General features: G+C 67.0%; 18 protein-coding genes. 5 read left to right on the top strand and 13 right to left on the bottom strand.

Translation table 11 applies throughout. The features are described 5' to 3' along the window. The first annotated feature begins 31 nt into the window (after nt 1–31). Nucleotides 32–2,437 (top strand): sodium-translocating pyrophosphatase, encoded by a 2,406-nt coding sequence (locus HOP12_01995; GenBank protein NOT32922.1) that lies wholly within the window; start codon nt 32–34, stop codon nt 2,435–2,437. A gap of 72 nt (nt 2,438–2,509) precedes the next feature. Here HOP12_01995 and HOP12_01990 read toward each other — a convergent pair whose 3' ends face one another. Beyond that, the gene (locus HOP12_01990) at nt 2,510–3,799 is read right to left on the bottom strand and encodes a glycoside hydrolase family 1 protein (protein NOT32921.1); all 1,290 of its coding nucleotides are present in this window, start codon (nt 3,797–3,799) and stop codon (nt 2,510–2,512) included. A gap of 157 nt (nt 3,800–3,956) precedes the next feature. On the opposite strand from HOP12_01990, the gene HOP12_01985 reads away from it, so the two are divergent. Next, entirely contained in the window at nt 3,957–4,532 is a 576-nt protein-coding gene (locus HOP12_01985) for a DUF664 domain-containing protein (protein ID NOT32920.1), read from the top strand. Continuing rightward, on the top strand, nt 4,529–5,098 hold the full coding sequence (locus tag HOP12_01980; protein NOT32919.1) for a DUF664 domain-containing protein: 570 nt from the start codon (nt 4,529–4,531) through the stop codon (nt 5,096–5,098). The genes HOP12_01985 and HOP12_01980 overlap by 4 nt, the downstream gene beginning before the upstream one ends. Before the next feature lie 70 nt (nt 5,099–5,168). On the opposite strand, the gene HOP12_01975 is transcribed toward HOP12_01980, so the two are convergent. Continuing rightward, complete coding sequence (locus HOP12_01975) at nt 5,169–6,449, bottom strand: adenosylhomocysteinase (protein NOT32918.1); 1,281 nt, start codon at nt 6,447–6,449, stop codon at nt 5,169–5,171. 180 nt (nt 6,450–6,629) lie between these two features. Between HOP12_01975 and HOP12_01970 the strand changes: the two genes are divergently transcribed. Further along, nucleotides 6,630–6,875, top strand: a complete 246-nt coding sequence (locus tag HOP12_01970; GenBank protein ID NOT32917.1) for a hypothetical protein — start codon at nt 6,630–6,632, stop codon at nt 6,873–6,875. Nucleotides 6,876–6,906: 31 nt separating this feature from the next. Continuing rightward, a complete protein-coding gene (locus tag HOP12_01965) occupies nt 6,907–7,407 on the top strand; it encodes a PIN domain-containing protein (GenBank protein NOT32916.1) in 501 nt (166 codons plus the stop codon). A gap of 25 nt (nt 7,408–7,432) precedes the next feature. Here HOP12_01965 and HOP12_01960 read toward each other — a convergent pair whose 3' ends face one another. The 11 genes from HOP12_01960 to HOP12_01910 all read right to left on the bottom strand — a co-directional run bounded on the left by HOP12_01960 (nt 7,433) and on the right by HOP12_01910 (nt 18,935). Further along, nucleotides 7,433–9,607: an insulinase family protein gene (locus tag HOP12_01960; GenBank protein ID NOT32915.1), complete on the bottom strand. Its 2,175-nt coding sequence runs from the start codon at nt 9,605–9,607 to the stop codon at nt 7,433–7,435. Nucleotide 9,608: 1 nt separating this feature from the next. Further along, complete coding sequence (locus HOP12_01955) at nt 9,609–11,210, bottom strand: insulinase family protein (GenBank protein ID NOT32914.1); 1,602 nt, start codon at nt 11,208–11,210, stop codon at nt 9,609–9,611. A gap of 125 nt (nt 11,211–11,335) precedes the next feature. Then, nucleotides 11,336–12,475, bottom strand: coding sequence for a methionine adenosyltransferase (locus tag HOP12_01950; GenBank protein NOT32913.1), 1,140 nt, complete (start codon nt 12,473–12,475; stop codon nt 11,336–11,338). A gap of 63 nt (nt 12,476–12,538) precedes the next feature. Continuing rightward, nucleotides 12,539–13,606 (bottom strand): bifunctional phosphoglucose/phosphomannose isomerase, encoded by a 1,068-nt coding sequence (locus tag HOP12_01945; GenBank protein ID NOT32912.1) that lies wholly within the window; start codon nt 13,604–13,606, stop codon nt 12,539–12,541. Then, a complete protein-coding gene (gene ptsP / locus HOP12_01940; GenBank protein NOT32911.1) occupies nt 13,603–15,360 on the bottom strand; it encodes a phosphoenolpyruvate--protein phosphotransferase in 1,758 nt (585 codons plus the stop codon). The genes HOP12_01945 and ptsP overlap by 4 nt, the downstream gene beginning before the upstream one ends. Continuing rightward, nucleotides 15,357–15,626, bottom strand: coding sequence for an HPr family phosphocarrier protein (locus tag HOP12_01935; GenBank protein ID NOT32910.1), 270 nt, complete (start codon nt 15,624–15,626; stop codon nt 15,357–15,359). The genes ptsP and HOP12_01935 overlap by 4 nt, the downstream gene beginning before the upstream one ends. After that, the gene (locus tag HOP12_01930) at nt 15,623–16,372 is read right to left on the bottom strand and encodes a PTS mannose/fructose/sorbose transporter family subunit IID (GenBank protein NOT32909.1); all 750 of its coding nucleotides are present in this window, start codon (nt 16,370–16,372) and stop codon (nt 15,623–15,625) included. The genes HOP12_01935 and HOP12_01930 overlap by 4 nt, the downstream gene beginning before the upstream one ends. A gap of 1 nt (nt 16,373) precedes the next feature. After that, nucleotides 16,374–17,081 (bottom strand): hypothetical protein, encoded by a 708-nt coding sequence (locus HOP12_01925; protein ID NOT32908.1) that lies wholly within the window; start codon nt 17,079–17,081, stop codon nt 16,374–16,376. Continuing rightward, the gene (locus HOP12_01920; protein ID NOT32907.1) at nt 17,078–17,575 is read right to left on the bottom strand and encodes a PTS transporter subunit IIB; all 498 of its coding nucleotides are present in this window, start codon (nt 17,573–17,575) and stop codon (nt 17,078–17,080) included. Before HOP12_01920 ends, HOP12_01925 begins: the two co-directional genes overlap by 4 nt. Next, on the bottom strand, nt 17,572–17,967 hold the full coding sequence (locus HOP12_01915; GenBank protein NOT32906.1) for a hypothetical protein: 396 nt from the start codon (nt 17,965–17,967) through the stop codon (nt 17,572–17,574). Before HOP12_01915 ends, HOP12_01920 begins: the two co-directional genes overlap by 4 nt. Next, nucleotides 17,964–18,935, bottom strand: a complete 972-nt coding sequence (locus tag HOP12_01910) for an HPr kinase/phosphorylase (GenBank protein NOT32905.1) — start codon at nt 18,933–18,935, stop codon at nt 17,964–17,966. The genes HOP12_01915 and HOP12_01910 overlap by 4 nt, the downstream gene beginning before the upstream one ends.

Below are 18,935 nucleotides of genomic sequence, written 5' to 3'. Positions count from 1 at the left end.
GCGCCGGGAGCCAATTACCGAGGAGCCTGTGATGAACCTTCTGCGCGCCGCGGGATCCACCCTGCGGAAGCTGATGCTGCCCGGCGTGATCGCCGCGATCCTCACCTCGGTCGTGCTGCCCGCGGCCGCACTGGCGAGTGAGCTCGATCTGCAGTTGCCCGTTCTCGATCCCTCCCAGCGCCAGCTGCTGTTCTACGGGCTCGGAGTGTGCGTGCTCGGCATGGTCTTCGGCCTCGTGATGTTCCAGCAGGTCAAGGCGATGCCGGCGCACTCCTCGATGCTGAGCGTCTCCCACACCATCTACGAGACGTGCAAGGCTTACCTGCTCAAGCAGGGTCAGCTGCTGATCGTGCTCGAACTCTTCATCGGCGCATGCATCGTCTACTACTTCGGCTTCATTCAGCACATGGATGCGATGCGGGTGGTGACGATCCTCCTGTTCTCGATCCTCGGCATCCTCGGCTCCTACGGCGTGGCGTGGTTCGGGATCCGCATGAACACGTTCGCGAACAGCCGCACCGCGTTCGCCTCGCTCGAGGGCAAGCCGCTCAAGGTCTACGAGATTCCGCTGCAGGCCGGCATGAGCATCGGAGTGCTGCTGATCTGCGTCGAGCTCCTGATGATGCTGGCGATCCTGCTGTGGGTCCCGGCGGAGCAGGCCGGCGCATGCTTCCTCGGCTTCGCGATCGGCGAATCGCTCGGCGCCTCGGCGCTGCGAATCGCCGGCGGCATCTTCACCAAGATCGCCGACATCGGCTCGGACCTGATGAAAGTCGTCTTCAAGATCAAGGAAGACGATCCGCGCAACCCCGGCGTGATCGCGGACTGCACCGGCGACAACGCGGGCGACTCGGTCGGCCCGACCGCCGACGGCTTCGAGACCTACGGCGTGACCGGTGTGGCACTGATCTCGTTCATCGCGCTCGCCGTGATCCCGGAACACAAGGCGCTGTTCCTGGTGTGGATCTTCGTGATGCGCGTGCTGATGATCGGAACCTCGATCGTGTCGTACCTCGCGAACGGTGCGTTCGCGCGCGCGCAGAACACCGGCAAGACCAAGATCGATTTCGAGGCACCGCTCACGAGTCTGGTGTGGGTGTGCTCGATCCTCTCGATCGTGGTGACGTTCATCGCTTCCAAGTGGCTGCTCGCGCCGCTCGGCGGCAACCTGTGGGTGACCCTGTCGGTGATCATCTCGTGCGGCACGCTCGCGGCCGCGGTGATCCCCGAGTTCACAAAGGTGTTCACGAGCGCGCACTCGCGCCACGTCCAGGAAGTGGTGTCGGCGTCCAAGGAAGGCGGCGCGTCGCTGAACATCCTGTCGGGGCTGGTGGCCGGCAACTTCTCGGTGTTCTGGAAGAGCCTGACGCTCGCGGTCCTGCTGTTCCTCGCCTTCTACTTCTCGCAGCAGGGGCTCGCTCAGTACATGACCTACCCGGCCGTGTTCGCGTTCGGTCTCGTCGCGTTCGGGCTGCTGGGCATGGGACCGGTCACGATCGCAGTGGACTCCTATGGCCCGGTGACCGACAACGCGCAGTCCATCTTCGAACTCTCGCAGATCGAGTCGACTCCGGGAGCCGCGCAGGAGATCGAGAAGCAGTTCGGATTCAAGCCCGACTTCGAGAGGGGCAAGCACTACCTCGAGGACAACGACGGGGCCGGCAACACCTTCAAGGCCACCGCCAAGCCGGTGCTGATCGCCACCGCAGTCGCGGGTGCGACCACCATGCTGTTCTCGATCGTCCTGACGCTGCAGAAGCACTTCGGACTCGACGCCATGGGCGGCCAGAACTTCAAGCTCGACCTGCTCGACCCTTACGTGTTGCTCGGCCTGCTGATGGGCGGCGGAACCGTGTACTGGTTCACCGGCGCCTCGATCCAGGCGGTGACGACCGGCGCCTACCGCGCGGTCGAGTACATCAAGAAGAACATCAAGCTCGACTCGGCCGAGGCGGCCAGCATCGAGACCTCGCGTACCGTGGTCGAGATCTGCACCAAGTACGCGCAGGACGGCATGTTCAACATCTTCATCGTGATCTTCTGCCTCACCATCGCCTACGCGTTCTTCAACCCGGTGTTCTTCATCGCCTACCTGGTGAGCATCGCGGTGGTCGGCCTGTTCCAGGCGGTCTACATGGCGAATGCCGGCGGTGCATGGGACAACGCGAAGAAGGTGGTCGAGGTCGAGTTGAATGCGAAGGGCACCCCGCTGCACGACGCGACCGTGATCGGTGACACGGTCGGCGATCCGTACAAGGACACCTCGTCGGTGGCGCTCAATCCGATCATCAAGTTCACGACGCTCTTCGGCCTGCTCGCCGTCGAGATGGCGGTCGCGAATCCGGCGATCCAGATTCCGGTCGCGGTGGTGTTCATGCTGATCGCGCTGGTGTTCGTGTATCGCTCGTTCTACGGCATGCGGATCTCGAGCAAGTAGCGGCGCGCTCGACGCACGGTTCCGCGACCCCCGGAGGCCTCGCCCCGGGGGTCGCGTGTTTTCGTCCGTTGACTACAGCGAGCTGCGCGCAGTGACTTCCGCCAGCCACCGGGCGCTCGGCCTCACGATGCGCTGCTGGGTCGCGAAGTTGACGCCGACCAGTCCGAACTTCGCGTCGTAACCGTCGGCCCACTCGAAGTTGTCGAGCAGCGACCAGTAGAGATAACCGGCGACCGGCACGCCTGCCTCCATCGCGCGCATCACCTGCCACAGGTGCAGGAAGATGAAGCTCCAGCGATCGTCCTCGTCGGAAGTCGGAATGCCGTTCTCGGTGATGACGATCGGCACCTGGTAGCGCCGGAAGGTGCGGAGGAAGTGCCCCAGCCCCTCGGGATAGATCTCCCAGCCGAGGTCGTTGCGCTTGCCGACGTGGCGCGGGTTGTCGAGCGTCGCCGAGGTGCCGACCAGGCCCGGAAGTCCGAAGCCGGTGTTGCGCACGAAATCGCGCGTGTAGTAGTTCGCTCCAATGAAGTCGAGCGTGCGGCCCATCGGCAGGTGTTCGAAGAACTGGCCCGGCAGCGCGAGCCGGCCGGTGTGCAGCGAGTCGAGGAACAGTTCATTGAACAGGTAGCCGCGCCCGCGCGTCGACAGCCAGTCGAACGGATTGCGCGGATTGTTCGGTCGCAGCGCCAGGCAGTGCTTCGCGACGCTCACCATGGCATCGGGACGCCGGGTGTGGATTTCGTGGTAGGCGAGCACGTGCGAACGCAGCAGCCGGCGCACCACCTGCAGCGCACGCGGGTAGTCTCCGGTGCGCCCCGGCGGCCACTGCCCCACGATCCAGCCCTTGAAGACCTGCACCACCGGCTCGTTGAAGGTGATCCACCAGCGAACCAGATCGCCGTACGCGTCGACCACCCGCCGCACGTAGCGAACGTAGAGCCGCTCGGTAGCTTCGTTCTCCCACCCTCCCTGCTCTGCCAGCCAGCGGGGAATCGTGAAGTGCTGGAGCGTGACCAGCGGTTCGATTCGACGCGCGCGCAACGCCTCGAGCACTTCGCGATAGTGCGTGAGCGCCGCGTCGTCGAAGCGCCCTTCCTCGGGCTCGATTCGGCTCCATTCGAGCGACAGCCGGTGCGCGTTGTGGCCGAGGTCGCGCGCAAGATCGAAGTCCTCGCGGAAGCGTCGATAGTGATCGCACGCCAGTCCCGAGGCGACCGGCACCCGACCCTGCTGTTCCCAGGCCCACCAGTCGTTGAGCGTGTTGTTGCCTTCGACCTGATGCGCCGAGGTCGCCGCGCCCCACAGGAAGCCGTCCGGAAAGCGAAACGCATCGGCGGGCTGGCGCGTGACGGGCGTCATTCGAGTCCTCGGGCAATCGGCGGATCGATCGGGAGCGGCGCCGCGCATTCAATCATGTCGGCGACTCGATCGTGAATCGCTTGACCGCCCGCGCGAGGTCCGTTCTCATGGCGTTCTCGATCGCTCACCCGGTCGCGAACGCTCCCCCGGAGGACGCATGTCGACGAACGAACGACTGCTGCTCGAGCTGCCGCCCGGCCAGACCGGATTCGGCGCGCTCACGATCGCCCAGCTCGAGGAACTCACGCGCTACCTGTGGGACGATCTCGGCGCCATCACGCCCGCCGAACTTCAATGGCAGCCGAGTCGCGGGCACAATACGATCGGCATGCTGCTCGCGCATCTCGCGGTGGTCGAGGTGTTCTGGACGCAAGTCGGGGTGATCGGCCTGCCGGAACCCGATACGGATTCGGTGCTCGGCATGGGCATCGACGACGACGGCCTGCCGCTCCCGGCCGATGCGGAGCCACCGGCGGGCCTGGCGGACCGCGATCTCGCCTGGTACCGCGACAAGCTCGAAGCCGCGCGACGCTACGCCGCGGTTCATCTCCTGCCGCTCACCGATGCCGAACTCGGATCGATCCGCATCCAGAAACGGCGTACGGGCGGCACGCGCGAATTCAACCTTCGCTGGGTTCTGTTCCACCTCCTCGAGCACTTTGCGGGACACTACGGACAGATTCTGCTCATCCGCCATCGGTACCGGGACGTGGCGGGGGACGCGGCGCGTTGAACATCGTGCGCAGCGCACTCGTCGTTCCGGCGGGGCATCGATCCGCAGCGGTGGCGCGTTTCGTCGCCCAGCTCGACGACCTCTCGGAGCGACTGCGCGCGGATACGCGGGGGCTCACGCCCGAGGCACTGAGCTGGCAGCTCGCGCCCGGAATGAACACCATCGGCATGCTCCTCACGCACCTCGCAGTCGCGGAAGTCCATCTGACGGCGGTCGGCCTCGAGGGCCTGCCGACCAGCGATCTTCAGGCGGTGCTGGGACTCGGTCTCGAAGAGGAAGGCATGCCGCTGGCCGCCGGCGCGACCCCTCCCGCCGCCCTCGACGGACGGTCGATCGAGTTCTTCGACGATCTGATGGCGCGGGCGCGCGCGAATACACTGCGGGTCACGTCCCGATTCGAAGACTCCGAGCTGTCACGCGAGGTCGTGCGGCCGCGGTCGGACGGCGGACGACGGGAATTCACCGTCGAGTGGGTGCTGCACCACATGGTCGAGCACTTCGCCGGTCACTACGGCCAGATCCTTCTGCTCATTCACGCTCGAACGAAGCTCGGGTCGCGCGGGTGATGCCGACGCACAAACGCCCCGACTCGGTGAGGAGCCGGGGCGTCGCGTTGCGATTCGGGAAGCGGGCGTGCTACGTGCCCTCGTTCCAGGTCGCCATGTACTTGAGCTGCTCGGCCGTCGGCGAGTCGATGTCGATGCGCATGCTCTTGAGCTTCAGGCGTGAGACTTCCTTGTCGATGTTCTCGGGCACCCCGTAGACCTGCTTCTTGAGCGAGCGATATTTCTTGCGCAGATACTCGACCGACATCGCCTGATTCGCGAACGACATGTCCATCACCATCGCCGGATGGCCTTCGGCTGCGGCCAGGTTGATGAGCCGTCCTTCGCCCAGCAGGTAGACGCGGCCACCGCCCTTGACGCGGAACTCCTCGACGAACGGACGCACGGTCTTGCGCGAGGACGACATGCGCTCGAGCGCGGGGATGTCGATCTCGACGTTGAAGTGCCCGCTGTTCGCGACGATTGCGCCGTCCTTCATGGCGGCGAAATGCTCGCGACGCAGCACCGACTTGTTACCGGTCACCGTGATGAACAGATCGCCACGCCGGGCCGCCTGCTCCATCGAGCTCACCTCGTAGCCGTCCATCGCCGCTTCGAGCGCGCGCAACGGGTCGATCTCGGTAACGAGCACCGTGGCGCCCATGCCCTTGGCGCGCGAAGCCAGGCCGCGACCGCACCAGCCGTAGCCGGCGATCACCACCGTCGAGCCGGCCACCAGCATGTTCGTGCAGCGCAGGATGCCGTCCATGGTGCTCTGGCCGGTGCCGTAGCGGTTGTCGAACAGGTGCTTGGTGTCGGCGTCGTTGATCGCGATCACCGGGTACTTGAGAACCTTGCTGCGAGCCATGGCGCGCAGGCGGGTGACTCCGGTCGAAGTCTCCTCGGTGCCCGCGATGATGTCGCGCAGGAAGCTCTGCTTCTTGGTGTGGAGCACCGTCACGAGGTCGCAGCCGTCGTCCATGGTGATGTGCGGGCGGGCTTCGATGCACGAGACGATGTGCGAGTAATAGGTCTTGTGATCCTCGCCCTTGATCGCGTACGTGGCGATCCCGTAGTGCGACACCAGTGCCGCGGCCACGTCGTCCTGGGTGCTCAGCGGATTCGAGCCGCACAGCAGCACCTCGGCGCCGCCGGCCTGCAGCGTTCGCGCCAGATTCGCGGTCTCGGTCGTGACGTGAAGGCACGCGGCGATGCGCATGCCGCGCAGCGGGCGCTCTTTCGCGAAGCGCGCACGGATCGCACGCAGCACCGGCATGTGCCGATCGGCCCATTCGATGCGCAGGCGGCCCTCGCGAGCGAGACTCGGATCCTTGACGTGACCTCCGACTTCCGAGGAGCTGGAGGTGACCATCGCTTTGCGCTTCGAAGACTTGCGAACCATGCCGTTTCCTTTCCGGAGAAGTGATGCGATCGATCGAAGGCTGGGATCGACGGTGACGAACGCGGGCGATTGTGCCGGAACGGACGATCCGCGGCAAGGCTCGCGAAATTGTCCGTGACTCGACTTCGAATCATTCGTATGCTTTCGCATATGAAACGGACCACTTTGATCCTCGACTCCGGCCTCGACGCCGAACTGCGAAAGCGCGCCGCGCGCGAGCGCCGCACGCTCACGGCCGTCGTCGAGGAAGCATTGCGCGCGGGGCTCGAGTCCCCGGGCCGTGCGCGGCGTACGCGTGTGGTGCTGCCCTCCTATGACCTCGGCCCCTTTCTCGTGAGTCCCGCTCGGCGCGATCGGTGGCCCGCTCCCGCGCGGGCCACCGAGGGTGAGGAGTGATCACCCGCTCCCGGGCGTACTCGGAGACCTCATGATCGCCGTCGACACCAGCATTCTCGCGTGGGCCGCCAATCGGGGCACGCCCGAGCATCCACGCGCCTCACAGGTGCTCGAGGCACTCGCGAATGGTGGACGACCCTGGGCGGTGCCATGGAGTGTCGCGCACGAGTTCCTTGCGCTCGTGACCCACCCGCACGCGGTCGGCCGACCGGCCCGGCCCGAAGAAGCACTGGCGTTTCTGGATCAGCTCGGGACGAGCCCCTCGTTGCGCTTTCTGGGCCCGACCGATCGCCACGCCGCGGTCGCCCGAGAGTTGCTCGCCGGGAGAACCGGCGAGGGTCCGGGACTGGTCGCCGGCTTCGAGACTGCGCTGCTTCTCCGCGAGCACGGCGTCCGCGAACTGCTCTCAGCCGATCGCGACATGCGCGCGTGGCGCTTTCTGGAAGTGATCGATCCGATCCACGGCGCACCGTGGCGTCCCGGCGACGCCCCGGGGCGACGGTATCGTCGGCTCACCCCGCGCGGAACTTAGCGCCCGCGCGCTCCCGCGGGCGCGCTCACGAGCCGGGTTTCTTGAAGGTCCCCGGGTCGACCTCCGGATCGAGCGTCAGTCCCGTCAGTTTCGCTTCGAGAAACGGCTGATCGTCGACCTTGATGGAAAGCCCGTGCGGATACTGGATCGCACCGTGCGCCCGCCAGTCCGAGTAGGTGAGCTCGAGTCGAGCCGGGCCCTGCGGGCCCTCCCCCTGGTAGGCAATTCCCGCGAGCTTACCGTCGGCCGCGAACATCAGCGTCAGGTCGCGCACCTTGCCGCCCTTGATGAGCGCCGCGGCACACGGCTTGCCGTTCAGCTCGATCGGCGCATCCAGCGCCAGTGCTTCGAGCCCGCTGGCGGGACCGAACAGATTCCACAACGAGCGCTCCCACTCCTCGGCCAGTGAAGCAGCGCCCTTCGGATCGTCCTGCACCTGCCCCATCATCGAACGCCACGCGCTCGCGCCATTGACTCCCGAGCGCATCTCCCCCATCGACAGGGTCTGAATCTCGAGCTGGCGATCCGGGAACACCCAGGTATTCCTGCCGGTGAGGCTGAGTTGCTGGCCCTGCATCGAGAGCGTGGCGCTCTGCTCCAGCACCGCCCCCTTGACCGCGGTCCACGCTGCGCGTCCCCCCGCCAGGGCCGCGGCGCGGTCGAGCCACGCGCGTCCCTTTGCGGCCGCCTGGGGCGAAGCCGGAGCGGCAGCGACTTTGGAAGCCGGTGGTGGAATCGCGATGTCGATGCGCTCGACCGGAAGTCCGGCCGAGTCGAGTGCTTGATCGAAGTCCTTCTCCTTGCCAACGATCACCGCGACCTGCTGCGACGGATGGATCTTGCGGCGCGCGGCCTCGAGCACCGACGTGGCGTCGACTCGAGCGAGCGACTGCTGGTAGCGGTCGAGGAAGTCGGCCGGATAGCCGTTGACCTCGTAGAAGGCCGAGCGGAACAGCACCTGCGCAGGCTGTTCGAAATTGAACACGAAGTTGTTCTGCACCGACTGCTTGGCGCTTAGCAACTCCGCTGCTGTGAGCGGGGTTTCGATCAGGCGACGCAACTCTTCGCGCAGCAGGTCGAACGCGACCATCGTGGACTCGCTCTTGGTCAGCGAATACGCGAGAAAGGTGCCGGGACGTCGCCACTGGATGCCGGCGCTCGCGCCGGTCGCGTAGGCCAGCCCGCGCTGGGTGCGGATGCGATTGAACAGCCGCGACTGGAAGCCGCCGCCGAGCGCGGTCTCGAGCACCTGCAGCGCCGCATAGTCGGGATCATCGGCGCGCGATCCAGGTTCGGCCACCACGATGCCCGACTGCGTCACGTCGTCCTTCGGCGCGAACACGATCCGCATCGGCTGACGTCCGGGAGCAGCGGCCGGCTGAGGTGTCGGCGAGCTGCTCTTCGCCCATCCGCCGAATCCCCCCGACAGCCATTTCTTCACGTCCGCCGAGCGGAAGTCCCCGTAGAGCGCCGCCACCATGCGATTCGGGACGAACACGCGGCCATGCAGGACCCGGCAGTCCTCCCGGGCGATCGCGTCGACGGTCGCGTACTCCGGCTCGCGCGCGTTTGGATGGTCCTTACCGAACACCGCCTGATTCGCGACCCGACCCAGCACCGCAAGCATCTCGTCGTTGCGACTCGCGATCGCGCGGCGCAATCCGACTTTCGAGAGTTCGATCTTGTCGTCCGGGAATGCCGGCCCACGCAGCAGCTCGGCCCACAGTCCGATGACCTCCGCGGTGTTCTCGGTCAAGCACCGAAAGCTGCTGCTCGCAAGATCGGAGCTGACGCTGCTGTTCACACTCGCACCGATCTGACCGAGGCGGTCGTCGAGCCAGTCGCCCGCATGCGAAGCAGAACCGCCGCTGCGCATCACTTCACCGAGCAGTGAAGCGAGCCCGACCTTTTCGTTCGGGACCAGTTCCGGCCCCATCGGAAAATAGGCGGTTCCGGACACCACCGGCAGCTCGTGATTCTCGAGCAGATAGATCACTGCTCCGTTCGGCAACGCGAGCCGCTCCGGCTTCGGCACTCGAACCGGACGCAGCTCCGGAACCTCGACCTTGCGCGGATCCCAGTCGGTGTCCGCGGCCCGCGCCGTCCTCGCGTCGGTGGCGCAAGCGACGGCTGCCAGCACGAGCATGACTGCGATCGTGCGCGCGAACACGGATTCGGCCTTTCTCGAGTCGACTCGCATGTCAGCGCCCTCCCGCGGGCGCCTGGCCCGCCGCCGGATTCACGATCATCGCCACGGTGCGCCGCGAGCGCTTCGCGGCGGACTGCAACGCCTGCATGAGGGCGTCGGGCGTCAACGATTGCACGCGCTCCTGCTCGCGGAAGAACTGTCGCCAGTCCCCGTAGAGCGCCTGCGCCTGGGCGAGTTCGCCGGCGAGGCGATCGTTCGCGTCGACCGCACCGAGCTTCTGCGCCTTCATCCGCACCTGATAGCCCGCCACTTCCTCGGCGGTGAACGGATGTGACTCGAGCGTGTCGAGCTCGGCGTAGATCTCGCGCTCCAGCGCTTCGGGATCCTGCCCCGCCGCCGGCGCGACGTACAACATCATCTGGTTCGGATACTTCTCTCCGGGGAAGCCGGTGAACGCCTGCATCGTGGTGGCGGACTTCCGCTCCTTCACGAACTTCTTCACCAGCCGCGAATAGTTGCCGCCGGCGAGCAGGTCGGCGAGCGCCTTGTAGGCGGCGTAGCTCGGATCGGTGGCGGCCGGAATCTTCCAGCCGATCAGGATCTGCGGCTGCGAGCCTTCCTCGATCATCACGCGGCGCTCGGCCCTCTGCTCGGGTTCGACGGTGGTCGGAGGCAGCGGTGGCTCGGCGGCCGAGATCGCGCCGAAGAACCGCGTTGCGACCCGCTTCACCTCATCGAGCGTGACATCGCCCACCACCGCGATCGTCATGTTCTTCGCGACGTAGTAGCGCCGGAAGAAGTCCTCGCCTTGAGAACGGCTGAAGCCCTTGAGGTCGGACGGATGCCCGATTCCACCGAAACCGTAGGGATGCGCCACATACGAGGCATGGATGAATTCGTCGACCAGGCGACCGACCGGCGAGGACTCCACGCGCATCCGGCGCTCCTCGAAAACCACGTCGCGCTCCTTGTAGAACTCGCGGAAGACCGGCTGGACGAAGCCGCCGGCGTGCATGGCACCCCAGAAGTCGAGACGGTTCGATGGCAACGAATAGAAGTAGGCCGTGATGTCGTTCGCGGTGAAAGCGTTGAGATTCTGACCGCCAGCTTCCTCGATCAGCCGGCTCATCTCGTTCGAGACCACGTACTGGTTCGAGGCCTTCATCGCCTCGGTGAGCCCCTGCTCGAGCCCGGCGAGTCGCGTCGAGTCGCCGCGCCCCGCGCGTTGGCGGGCCGCGAACAGCGCCTGCCACGCCGCCTCTTCGGCTGCCAGCAGCGGCTGTTCGGCCGCGAAGTCCGAGGTGCCGATCACGCGCGTTCCCTTGAACGCCATGTGCTCCATCATGTGTGCGAGCCCGGTCGTGCCGATGTTCTCGTCCGACGAGCCGGCATTCACGACCGTGAAGTAGCTGAAGACCGGAGCCTCGTGACGCTCGACGACCAGGAAACGCAACCCGTTCGGGAGCGTGAACTCCTGCACCCGGCGCTCGAGGTTTTCGAGCCCGGTGCGAACGCGGGGCGCGGTGACGCCGGAGCGAATCGGCTTGGACCTCGCCGCGACGGCATTCGACGCGCCGCTCCAGACCGCAGCGAGCGCGAGTGTCACGCAGGTCGCGAGCACGAGAACGGCGTGCCCGCGGCGGCTCGTCTTCATGACGGAACCTCCTCGAGTGGGATTGGAACCGAGGAAAACGGGCCGACTATGGCACAGCCATGAGCGACGACCAAAGCAAACGGGCGCCCCGTCCGAGGCGCCCGTCCCATCATGTCCGTCGAGCCCTACACGCTCTTCGCGAGCAGCTTCGCCTTGTCGGTGCGTTCCCATGTGAAGCCAGGGCCGGTGCGGCCGAAGTGGCCGTAGGCCGCAGTCTTTCGATAGATCGGGCGGCGCAGCTTGAGAACCTCGATGAGGCCCTTGGGCGTCAGGTCGAAGTGCTTGAGCACCAGGTCCGTGAGCTTCCTGTCACTCACCTTGCCGGTTCCGTTCGAGTCCACCATCACGCTGACGGGCTCGGAGACGCCGATCGCATACGCGATCTGGACCTCACAACGGTCGCACAGGCCCGAGGCCACGAGATTCTTGGCCACGTAGCGCGCGCCATAGCTCGCCGAACGGTCGACCTTCGTCGGGTCCTTGCCCGAGAACGCGCCGCCGCCGTGGCTGCCGACGCCACCATAGGTGTCGACGATGATCTTGCGGCCGGTCAGTCCGGTGTCCGCCATCGGCCCACCCTTGACGAACGATCCGGTCGGGTTGATGTGATACGTGATGCGACCCTTTGCGAAACGCTTCGGCAGCACCGGCTCCACCACGTGCTTGATGACGTCGCGGCGGATGCGCGACTGCGCGATGCCGTCGGCATGCTGGGTCGAGACCACCACGGTATCGACCTTCACGGGACGCAGCCCGTCGTATTCGATCGTGACCTGAGACTTCCCGTCGGGGCGCAGGTAGGGAATGATGCCCTGGCGCCGCACGTGTGCGAGCCGCTTGGTGATGGCGTGCGCAAGCATGATCGGCAGCGGCATGAGCTGAGGGGTTTCGCGGCACGCGAAACCGAACATCAGCCCCTGATCGCCGGCCCCACCGGTGTTGACACCCATCGCGATGTCCGGCGACTGGTTGTCGATCGTCGTCATGACGGCGCAGGTGTGGCTGTCGAAGCCGTACTCGGCACTGTCGTAGCCGATCTCGCCGATCACCCGGCGCACCAGCTCCGGAACTTCGACGTAGCCGCGGCTCGAGATCTCACCGGCGACGATCGCGAGACCGGTGGTGACCAGCGTCTCGCACGCCACGCGGCTCATCTTGTCCTGGGTGAGCAGCGCGTCGAGCACCGCGTCGGAGATCTGGTCGGCGATCTTGTCCGGGTGGCCTTCGGTGACCGACTCGGACGTGAACAGGTGTCGGGCTCCCATCGGGGCTCCTCTGAATGTTCGTGATTGGCGCGGCGCGCCACGAGCGGCGCGAACCGGATCGTGCTAGGAGCGTCCCGAGGCGGTACCGAGACGCTGTTTGAACTCGTCGATGCTGTCGATCGAAGTGGGATCCACTCCACGCAGCAGGGCCAGATACAGACTCACGTAGTCGCCATACGCTGCGAGCCATGCGAGCCGTGCCACACGCCCCGCCGCCGGAGGCGCGAGGTGAATCACCTCGGCACCTTGCCGCTCGACGTATTCGCCGGTGAGCGAGAGCCGTCTCGCCACTGCGGGGGCCAGCTCGGAATCCTCGAGCAGCAACACCGCCGCGGGAGTTGCGTCCTCGCGCGCCCGTTCCCAACCCACAATTTCATTGTGGTTGAGCTCGGGCACCACCGCCGAATGGCCGGGGACCTTAGCATTTTCGTTGAACTGCTGTCGCCAGCGCGCCGCGATCGGTTCGGTCGGGCCGGCTGCGGCGTAGATGTAGAGCGGTCGGCCGGCCAGCCGTCGCGCGAGCTGCTTGGCGGGATTGCGCGCTTCGGGCACCGCAGAGCCCAGGATTCCGTTCAGTTCGCGCACCGCGCCTGCGGCCTCTCGCCAGGCCGCACCGGGATCGTCGACCCAGCCGAGTGCCGCGAGCAGGTGGGTGAGCGTCACCCATGCGGCGTACATCGCGGCGCGCGGCGGCGAACCTGGCGGCAGCGGTGCACACGAGACTCCATCGCGACGGCAGGATTCGGCGAGCGTTCCGCCGGTGCTCATGGCGACTCGATCGAGCCCCAGCGAGCCGGCGTGATCGTAGAGTGCAAGCGTCTCCTCGGTGTTGCCCGAGTACGAACTCAGCAGCGCGAGCGCTCCGCGGCCGGCCCAGGCGGGCCAGCGGTAGTCACGAACGGCGAGCAGCGGCGCGGGCAGTCGGTCGGAATAAAGCGATGCACAGAGATCCGCGGCGATCGCCGAGCCACCCATCGCGCCCGCGGCGATCAGCCGTGGTGCACTCGGCAGCCGCCACTGGAAACCGTCGAGCCGCGCGAGCTGCGCTTCGATCTGATCGGGAATCGTCTCGATCCGCGCCGTCATGCCGCTCGGATCGCGACGCTCGTAGGGTGGCTCGAGCGCAATCACGACGCGCTCCGATCCACGGTGTCGAGCACCGGCAGGTGTTGCGCGCCCCATGCCTTCAACAACTCGGCGACCTGTTCGCCCGATCCCAGTTCGAGCGCACGGTCGGCGAGTTCGCGCGCGCCGGCGAGCGAGACGCGACGGATCGCCGCCTTGACGCGCGGCAGGTCGAAACACGAAACGCTCAGCTCTTCGACCCCGATACCGATCAGCAGCACTGCGGTGAGCGGGTCGCCGGCCATCTCGCCGCACACCCCGGCCCAGCGCCCCGCCGCCAGCGCGCATTGGACGGTGTGGCGAATGCTGCGCAACACCGCCGGATGCAGCGGCTGGTACAGATGCGCGAGGCGTTCGTTGTCACGGTCCATGGCGAGCGTGTACTGCGTGAGGTCGTTGGTCCCGATCGAGAAGAATGCCGACTCCCGCGCCAGGTGATCGGCCACCCACACCGCGCTCGGCGTCTCCACCATCATTCCGACTTCGAGCTGCTCGTCGAACGCCACTCCCGTGCTGCGCAGCTCGTCCGCGACCTCGTGACACAGCGCGGTCGCGCGGCGCAGCTCCTCGAGGTTCGAGATCATCGGAAACATGAGCCGTGCACGGCCGAACGCGCTCGCCCGGTAGATCGCGCGGATCTGAGCGCGGAAGATCTCGGGATGGTGGAGAGCGAAGCGGATGCCGCGGTAGCCGAGAAACGGATTGGTTTCGTGCGTCGTACCCAGGTACGAGGCGACTTTGTCGCCGCCCAGGTCCATGGTGCGGAAGATCACCGGCCGCGGGGCGAGTCGCTCGGCCACCGAGCGATAGGCCCGGAACTGTTCCTCCTCGCTCGGCAGAGACGCACGGTCCAGATAGAAGAACTCGGTGCGGAACAGCCCGATGCCGTCGGCGCCCGCCTCGGCGACGTTCTCGACGTCGCCCGGCAATTCGATGTTCGCGCCGAGCTCGATGCGCTTGCCGTCGAGCGTCACCGCCGGCAGTTCGCACAGCTCTCGCAATGCGCGACCGGTGCGTTCGAACTCGACCCGGCGCGCGCGATACTCCGCCAGCTCCGCGGCGTCGGGCTGCAGATCGACGACGCCGCGATCTCCGTCGACCACGCCGATCTGGGAGGTGCGCGCGTGCTGCACCGCTCCGCGCGCTCCGACCACCGCCGGGATTCCGCGCCCGCGCGCCACGATCGCGCTGTGCGAGGTGCGCCCGCCGACCTCGGTGACGAGGCCCAGCACGCGCTTGCGGTCGAGTAGCGCCACGTCGCTGGGACCGACATCGTGAGCGATCACGATCGCGGGCTCGGTGAGCGCCAGTGGACCGCGCTGCCCACCGCCGACCAGATAGCGCAGCACTCGACGCTCGACGTCGAGAATGTCGGCGTGCCGCTCGCGCAGGTACTCGTCCTCGACGCTCTGCAGCCGCGTCGCCACCGCGCCCATGTAGTCGCGGAACACCACTCCGGCGTTGCGAAGCTGCGTGCGGATCCCGTTCTCGATCGCACGGCGCAGCTCCGGATCCTCGAGGATCATGAGATGCGCAGCGTAGATCGCGGCCTCCGCCTCGCCGAGCTCCGCTGCGATGCCGTCCCGGATCTGCTCGAGATCGCGGCGTGCGAGTCCCAGCGCGCGCTCGAACAGCGCGAGTTCCTCGTCGACGCGCTCCGCGCGGATCGGGAACTCGCGGATCGCGAACTCTTCGCTCTGCATCACCACGATCGGCCCCACGGCGAGGCCCGGCGAAGCGGCGATACCCACGATCTTCACGCCATGCCCCCGAATCGACTGTCGACGAGCTGCTTGAGCGCCGCGACCGCCTCGACCTCGTCGGGCCCCTGCGCTCGAATGTGCAGCACCGCTCCGTTCTCGGCCGCGAGGCCGATCAAGCCCAGGATGCTCTTACCGTTGACCTCGGTATCGCCGTGCCTCACGAACACTTCGCATCGAAACTTGCCGGCCGTCTGCACGAACACACCGCAGGTTCGCACGTGCAGCCCCGACTCATTGAGCACCAGTACGTCGGCCTCGGTCACAGCCGCCACCCCACGATCAGGCACAGCGCTCCGAGCCCGAGCGCCCACTGGGTGGGCGACGGGCGCGAGCGAAGTGCCGCCAGAAGTCCGAACATCATGCCGCCGAGTAGTGCCGCCTGCCACGGCGCCGGGCGTGGATTGCCGCCGGGCGCCAGCAGCAGCGCCACCACCACACCCGCGAGCGCGCAGCCGGCGAGCGAGAGATTGCGCATCACGCTTTCGATCCGAGCGCGCAGCGTGCCCCCCAGCACGGCGGGACCTTCACGGTAGCCGATCCCGACCCCGGCGTGCCTCAGCGGCAGGTGAAACGCGTTGTAGGCGAGCCACAGCGCGAGCGCGCCGTAACGGCTGCCACCGGCGGCGAGCGCGATGCCGAGCAGCCCGGCGAACGGGCGCAGCGTGAACCAGAAGAAGCGGTCGCCCACCGCCGCCAGTGCCGAACCGAGCACCGCCTTGGTTCGCGCGACCGCATCGGCATCGACCGGCTCTCCGGCTGCACGCCGCTCCTCGAGTGCCGCAACCGCACCGACCGCCAGCGACGCGAGCGTCGGCTGCGTATTGAAGTACGCCGTGTGCTCGGCGAGCCGCGCGCGACGTTCCGAGGCATCCGGAATCAGTCGTTCGAGCAGCGGCTCGATCGCGAACGCCCAGCCGATGCCCTGCTGGCGCTCGTAGTTCCAAAGCGCCTGCAGCAGATGCGTGCGCCACGAGCTGCGGCCGAGGTCGAACGCGGTCAGTTTCGCCATGTCAGCCGGTGCCGACCATGAGATAGAGCCAGGTGGCGAGCAGTGCGGCGCCGAACAGCGCGCCTCGCACCAGCCGCCGCTGCAGGAACGCATGCAGCACCTGGGCGATTCCGAGCCCGAGCCACACCGGTTCGGCGAGCGCCCACGCGCGCGCCAGTCGGATCGACTCGTGTGCGACGAGTCCCCGTGTCGCGAATGCGCCGAGGCCGATCGCGACCGCGCAGAAGCTGGCGCCGATCGCAAACGCGAGCACCACCGCGGCACCATGCGCCTGCGCGAGCGCGCCCGCACGCCCGGCGCGCACCGCGTCTTCGCACCAGTGCGCGAGTCCTTCATTGTGGCGCCGCTGCCACTTGATGATCGGCACCCCGAGCACCGCGACGATCAGGCCCGACAGCACCCCGATCACGGCGCACGCATCGCGCGTGACAAGAAACGGCTGCTCGGACGCCAGCAGCACCGCGAGCCCCGCACCCACGACTCCCCCGGTCGCGTAGTCCTCGGGAGTGCGTGCGCCGACCGGAAGCGTGCTGGTCGCGAGCACCTGCAGCACCATGCCGACCATCAGCGCGGTGTGCAGATCACCCCACCACCAGCCGATCAGCGTCGCGGTGACGAGCGGCTGCGAGAGCAGCGTCTGAGCGACCGGCGTGGCGTCGACCGCGGCGACGCCGCCGAGTACCAGTGTCGGACCGATCGGGGCGATCACGGCGGTGTGGCTCCGCCGAGCGATGGATCGAGATGGACGAGCGACTCGGGTCGAGCCGCCGGAACGTCCTGCACGTCGAGTCGGATCCCGGCGCCGAGCAGCGCACGCGCCTGAAGGCGATCGTGCTCGTCGAGATACACGGACTCGTGAACCTTGGTCTTGCCGGGCGCATAGTGCAGCCCGCCGATGTTCATGGTTCGCACCGGCGCGCCGGCCCGCACCAGCGCGAGCGCCGCAGCGAGGTCCCGCACCAGCAGGAAGGCGGGTTCGGGCGCGGCGGCCTCGGTCTCCCAGGCGGCGGCGACTTCGGCAATGCTCACCACCCGCACCTCGACGCCCGGTGCGGTTCCGGCGAGCAGTTCACGCTCCCAGGCGTCCGCGGCCGCTGCATCGTCGGCGACCCAGATGCGACGCGGCTGCATGCGGCTGCCCCACGCCACGACGACCTGGCCGTGGATGAGCCGGTCGTCGATGCGCACCAACGCCCAGCTCATGGATGAGGGCCGCGCTGCAGGCGGATGCTCTCCTGCCCCTTTCGCACCAGCCGATCCGCCAATTCCTGCACCGGCAGCTGATCCCGGTTGTGCAGGAAGTCCACGAAGGTCGGAAGGTTGACGCCGGTCACCACCACGATGTCGCCGTGACCGCGCGCCGCCAGCGCTCCGCACACGTGGCACGAACCACCCCACACGTCGGTCAGCACCAGGCCACCCTCGCGCCACGAACCCACCCGGCTCTCGATCAGCGACTCGAGGCCATCGCGCGACAGACCGCCGTTCGAGAGCGCCTCGATGTCATCGACCGGACCATAGAGTCGCGAGGCCGCCGCCAGCAGCGCCGCGGCGAGCCCTTCGTGCATGACCAGAATTGCGGGAACGCGGCTCATTCCGTGTCCTCCCGCACCAGCGCCTTGGCGGCGCTCTTGCGCTTCATCAGCTCGATCAGGTGCTGATTGAGTCGCTCCGCCGGCGAGTAGCCGCCGGTGACCTTCACGAGATAGTTGAGCGCGATCACTTCGGCGATGACCGTGATGTTCTTGCCGGGCGTGATCGGGATCTGCACCAGCGGAATGTCCACGCCCAGGTATCGGGTCTTGCGCTCGTCGAGCCCCAGGCGATCGTACTCCTCCTCGGCGGACCATTCGCGCAGGTTGACCTCGACCTCGACGCGCTTCTGCAGGCGGATCGATCGGATCCCGAAGATCGCCTGCACGTCGATGATGCCGAGCCCTCGAATCTCCATGTGATGGCGAAGCAGCTGATTGCCGGTACCGATCAGAACGTCGCCGTGCCGCTTGGTGATCGTCACCACGTCGTCCGCCACCAGTCGATGCCCGCGCTCCACCAGGTCGAGCGCGGTCTCGGACTTTCCGATCGAGCTGCGGCCGGTGAACATCAGTCCACAGCCGTATACGTCGACCAGGGATCCGTGCACGGTCATCGAGACCGCGAACATGTGATCGAGGTAGCCGGTCAGCGAGTGGATGAACGGCGTGGTGCTCTGCGGCGTCCGGTACACCGGCACCTGGCGCGCATTCGCGCGTTGAAGCAGGTACGGCGGCACCTCGAGGCCCTTGCACACCACGATCAGCGGCATGTCGAAGTGGAACAGGCGATCGATCGCGGCACGGACGCCGGCGGGATCGAGTGTCGCGAGATACGTCATCTCGGTCTGCGCGAGGATCTGGATGCGCTCGGGCAGGAAGTTCTCGACGAAGCCCATGAGCGCCATGCCGGGGCGATGGATGTCGCTGACGGTGATCTCGGCGTTCGAGGCGAGCGACTCGGTGAGCACCTCGAGCTGCAGTTCCTGACGCTGATCCTCGAACAGTCGTGCCGCGCTGACGCTATCCAC

This window comes from Candidatus Eisenbacteria bacterium, assembly GCA_013140805.1.
Classification (GTDB): Bacteria; Eisenbacteria; RBG-16-71-46; order RBG-16-71-46; family RBG-16-71-46; genus JABFRW01.
This window is presented reverse-complemented; position numbering and strand designations above follow the sequence as displayed.

Coding starts and splice junctions, on each gene's coding strand:
- HOP12_01995 (NOT32922.1), top strand. CDS start 32: ATGAACCTTCTGCGCGCCGCGGGATCCACCCTGCGGAAGCTGATGCTG.
- HOP12_01990 (NOT32921.1), bottom strand. CDS start 3,799: ATGACGCCCGTCACGCGCCAGCCCGCCGATGCGTTTCGCTTTCCGGAC.
- HOP12_01985 (NOT32920.1), top strand. CDS start 3,957: ATGTCGACGAACGAACGACTGCTGCTCGAGCTGCCGCCCGGCCAGACC.
- HOP12_01975 (NOT32918.1), bottom strand. CDS start 6,449: ATGGTCACCTCCAGCTCCTCGGAAGTCGGAGGTCACGTCAAGGATCCG.
- HOP12_01970 (NOT32917.1), top strand. CDS start 6,630: ATGAAACGGACCACTTTGATCCTCGACTCCGGCCTCGACGCCGAACTG.
- HOP12_01965 (NOT32916.1), top strand. CDS start 6,907: ATGATCGCCGTCGACACCAGCATTCTCGCGTGGGCCGCCAATCGGGGC.
- HOP12_01960 (NOT32915.1), bottom strand. CDS start 9,607: ATGCGAGTCGACTCGAGAAAGGCCGAATCCGTGTTCGCGCGCACGATC.
- HOP12_01955 (NOT32914.1), bottom strand. CDS start 11,210: ATGAAGACGAGCCGCCGCGGGCACGCCGTTCTCGTGCTCGCGACCTGC.
- HOP12_01950 (NOT32913.1), bottom strand. CDS start 12,475: ATGGGAGCCCGACACCTGTTCACGTCCGAGTCGGTCACCGAAGGCCAC.
- HOP12_01930 (NOT32909.1), bottom strand. CDS start 16,372: ATGGCGAAACTGACCGCGTTCGACCTCGGCCGCAGCTCGTGGCGCACG.
- HOP12_01920 (NOT32907.1), bottom strand. CDS start 17,575: ATGAGCTGGGCGTTGGTGCGCATCGACGACCGGCTCATCCACGGCCAG.
- HOP12_01915 (NOT32906.1), bottom strand. CDS start 17,967: ATGAGCCGCGTTCCCGCAATTCTGGTCATGCACGAAGGGCTCGCCGCG.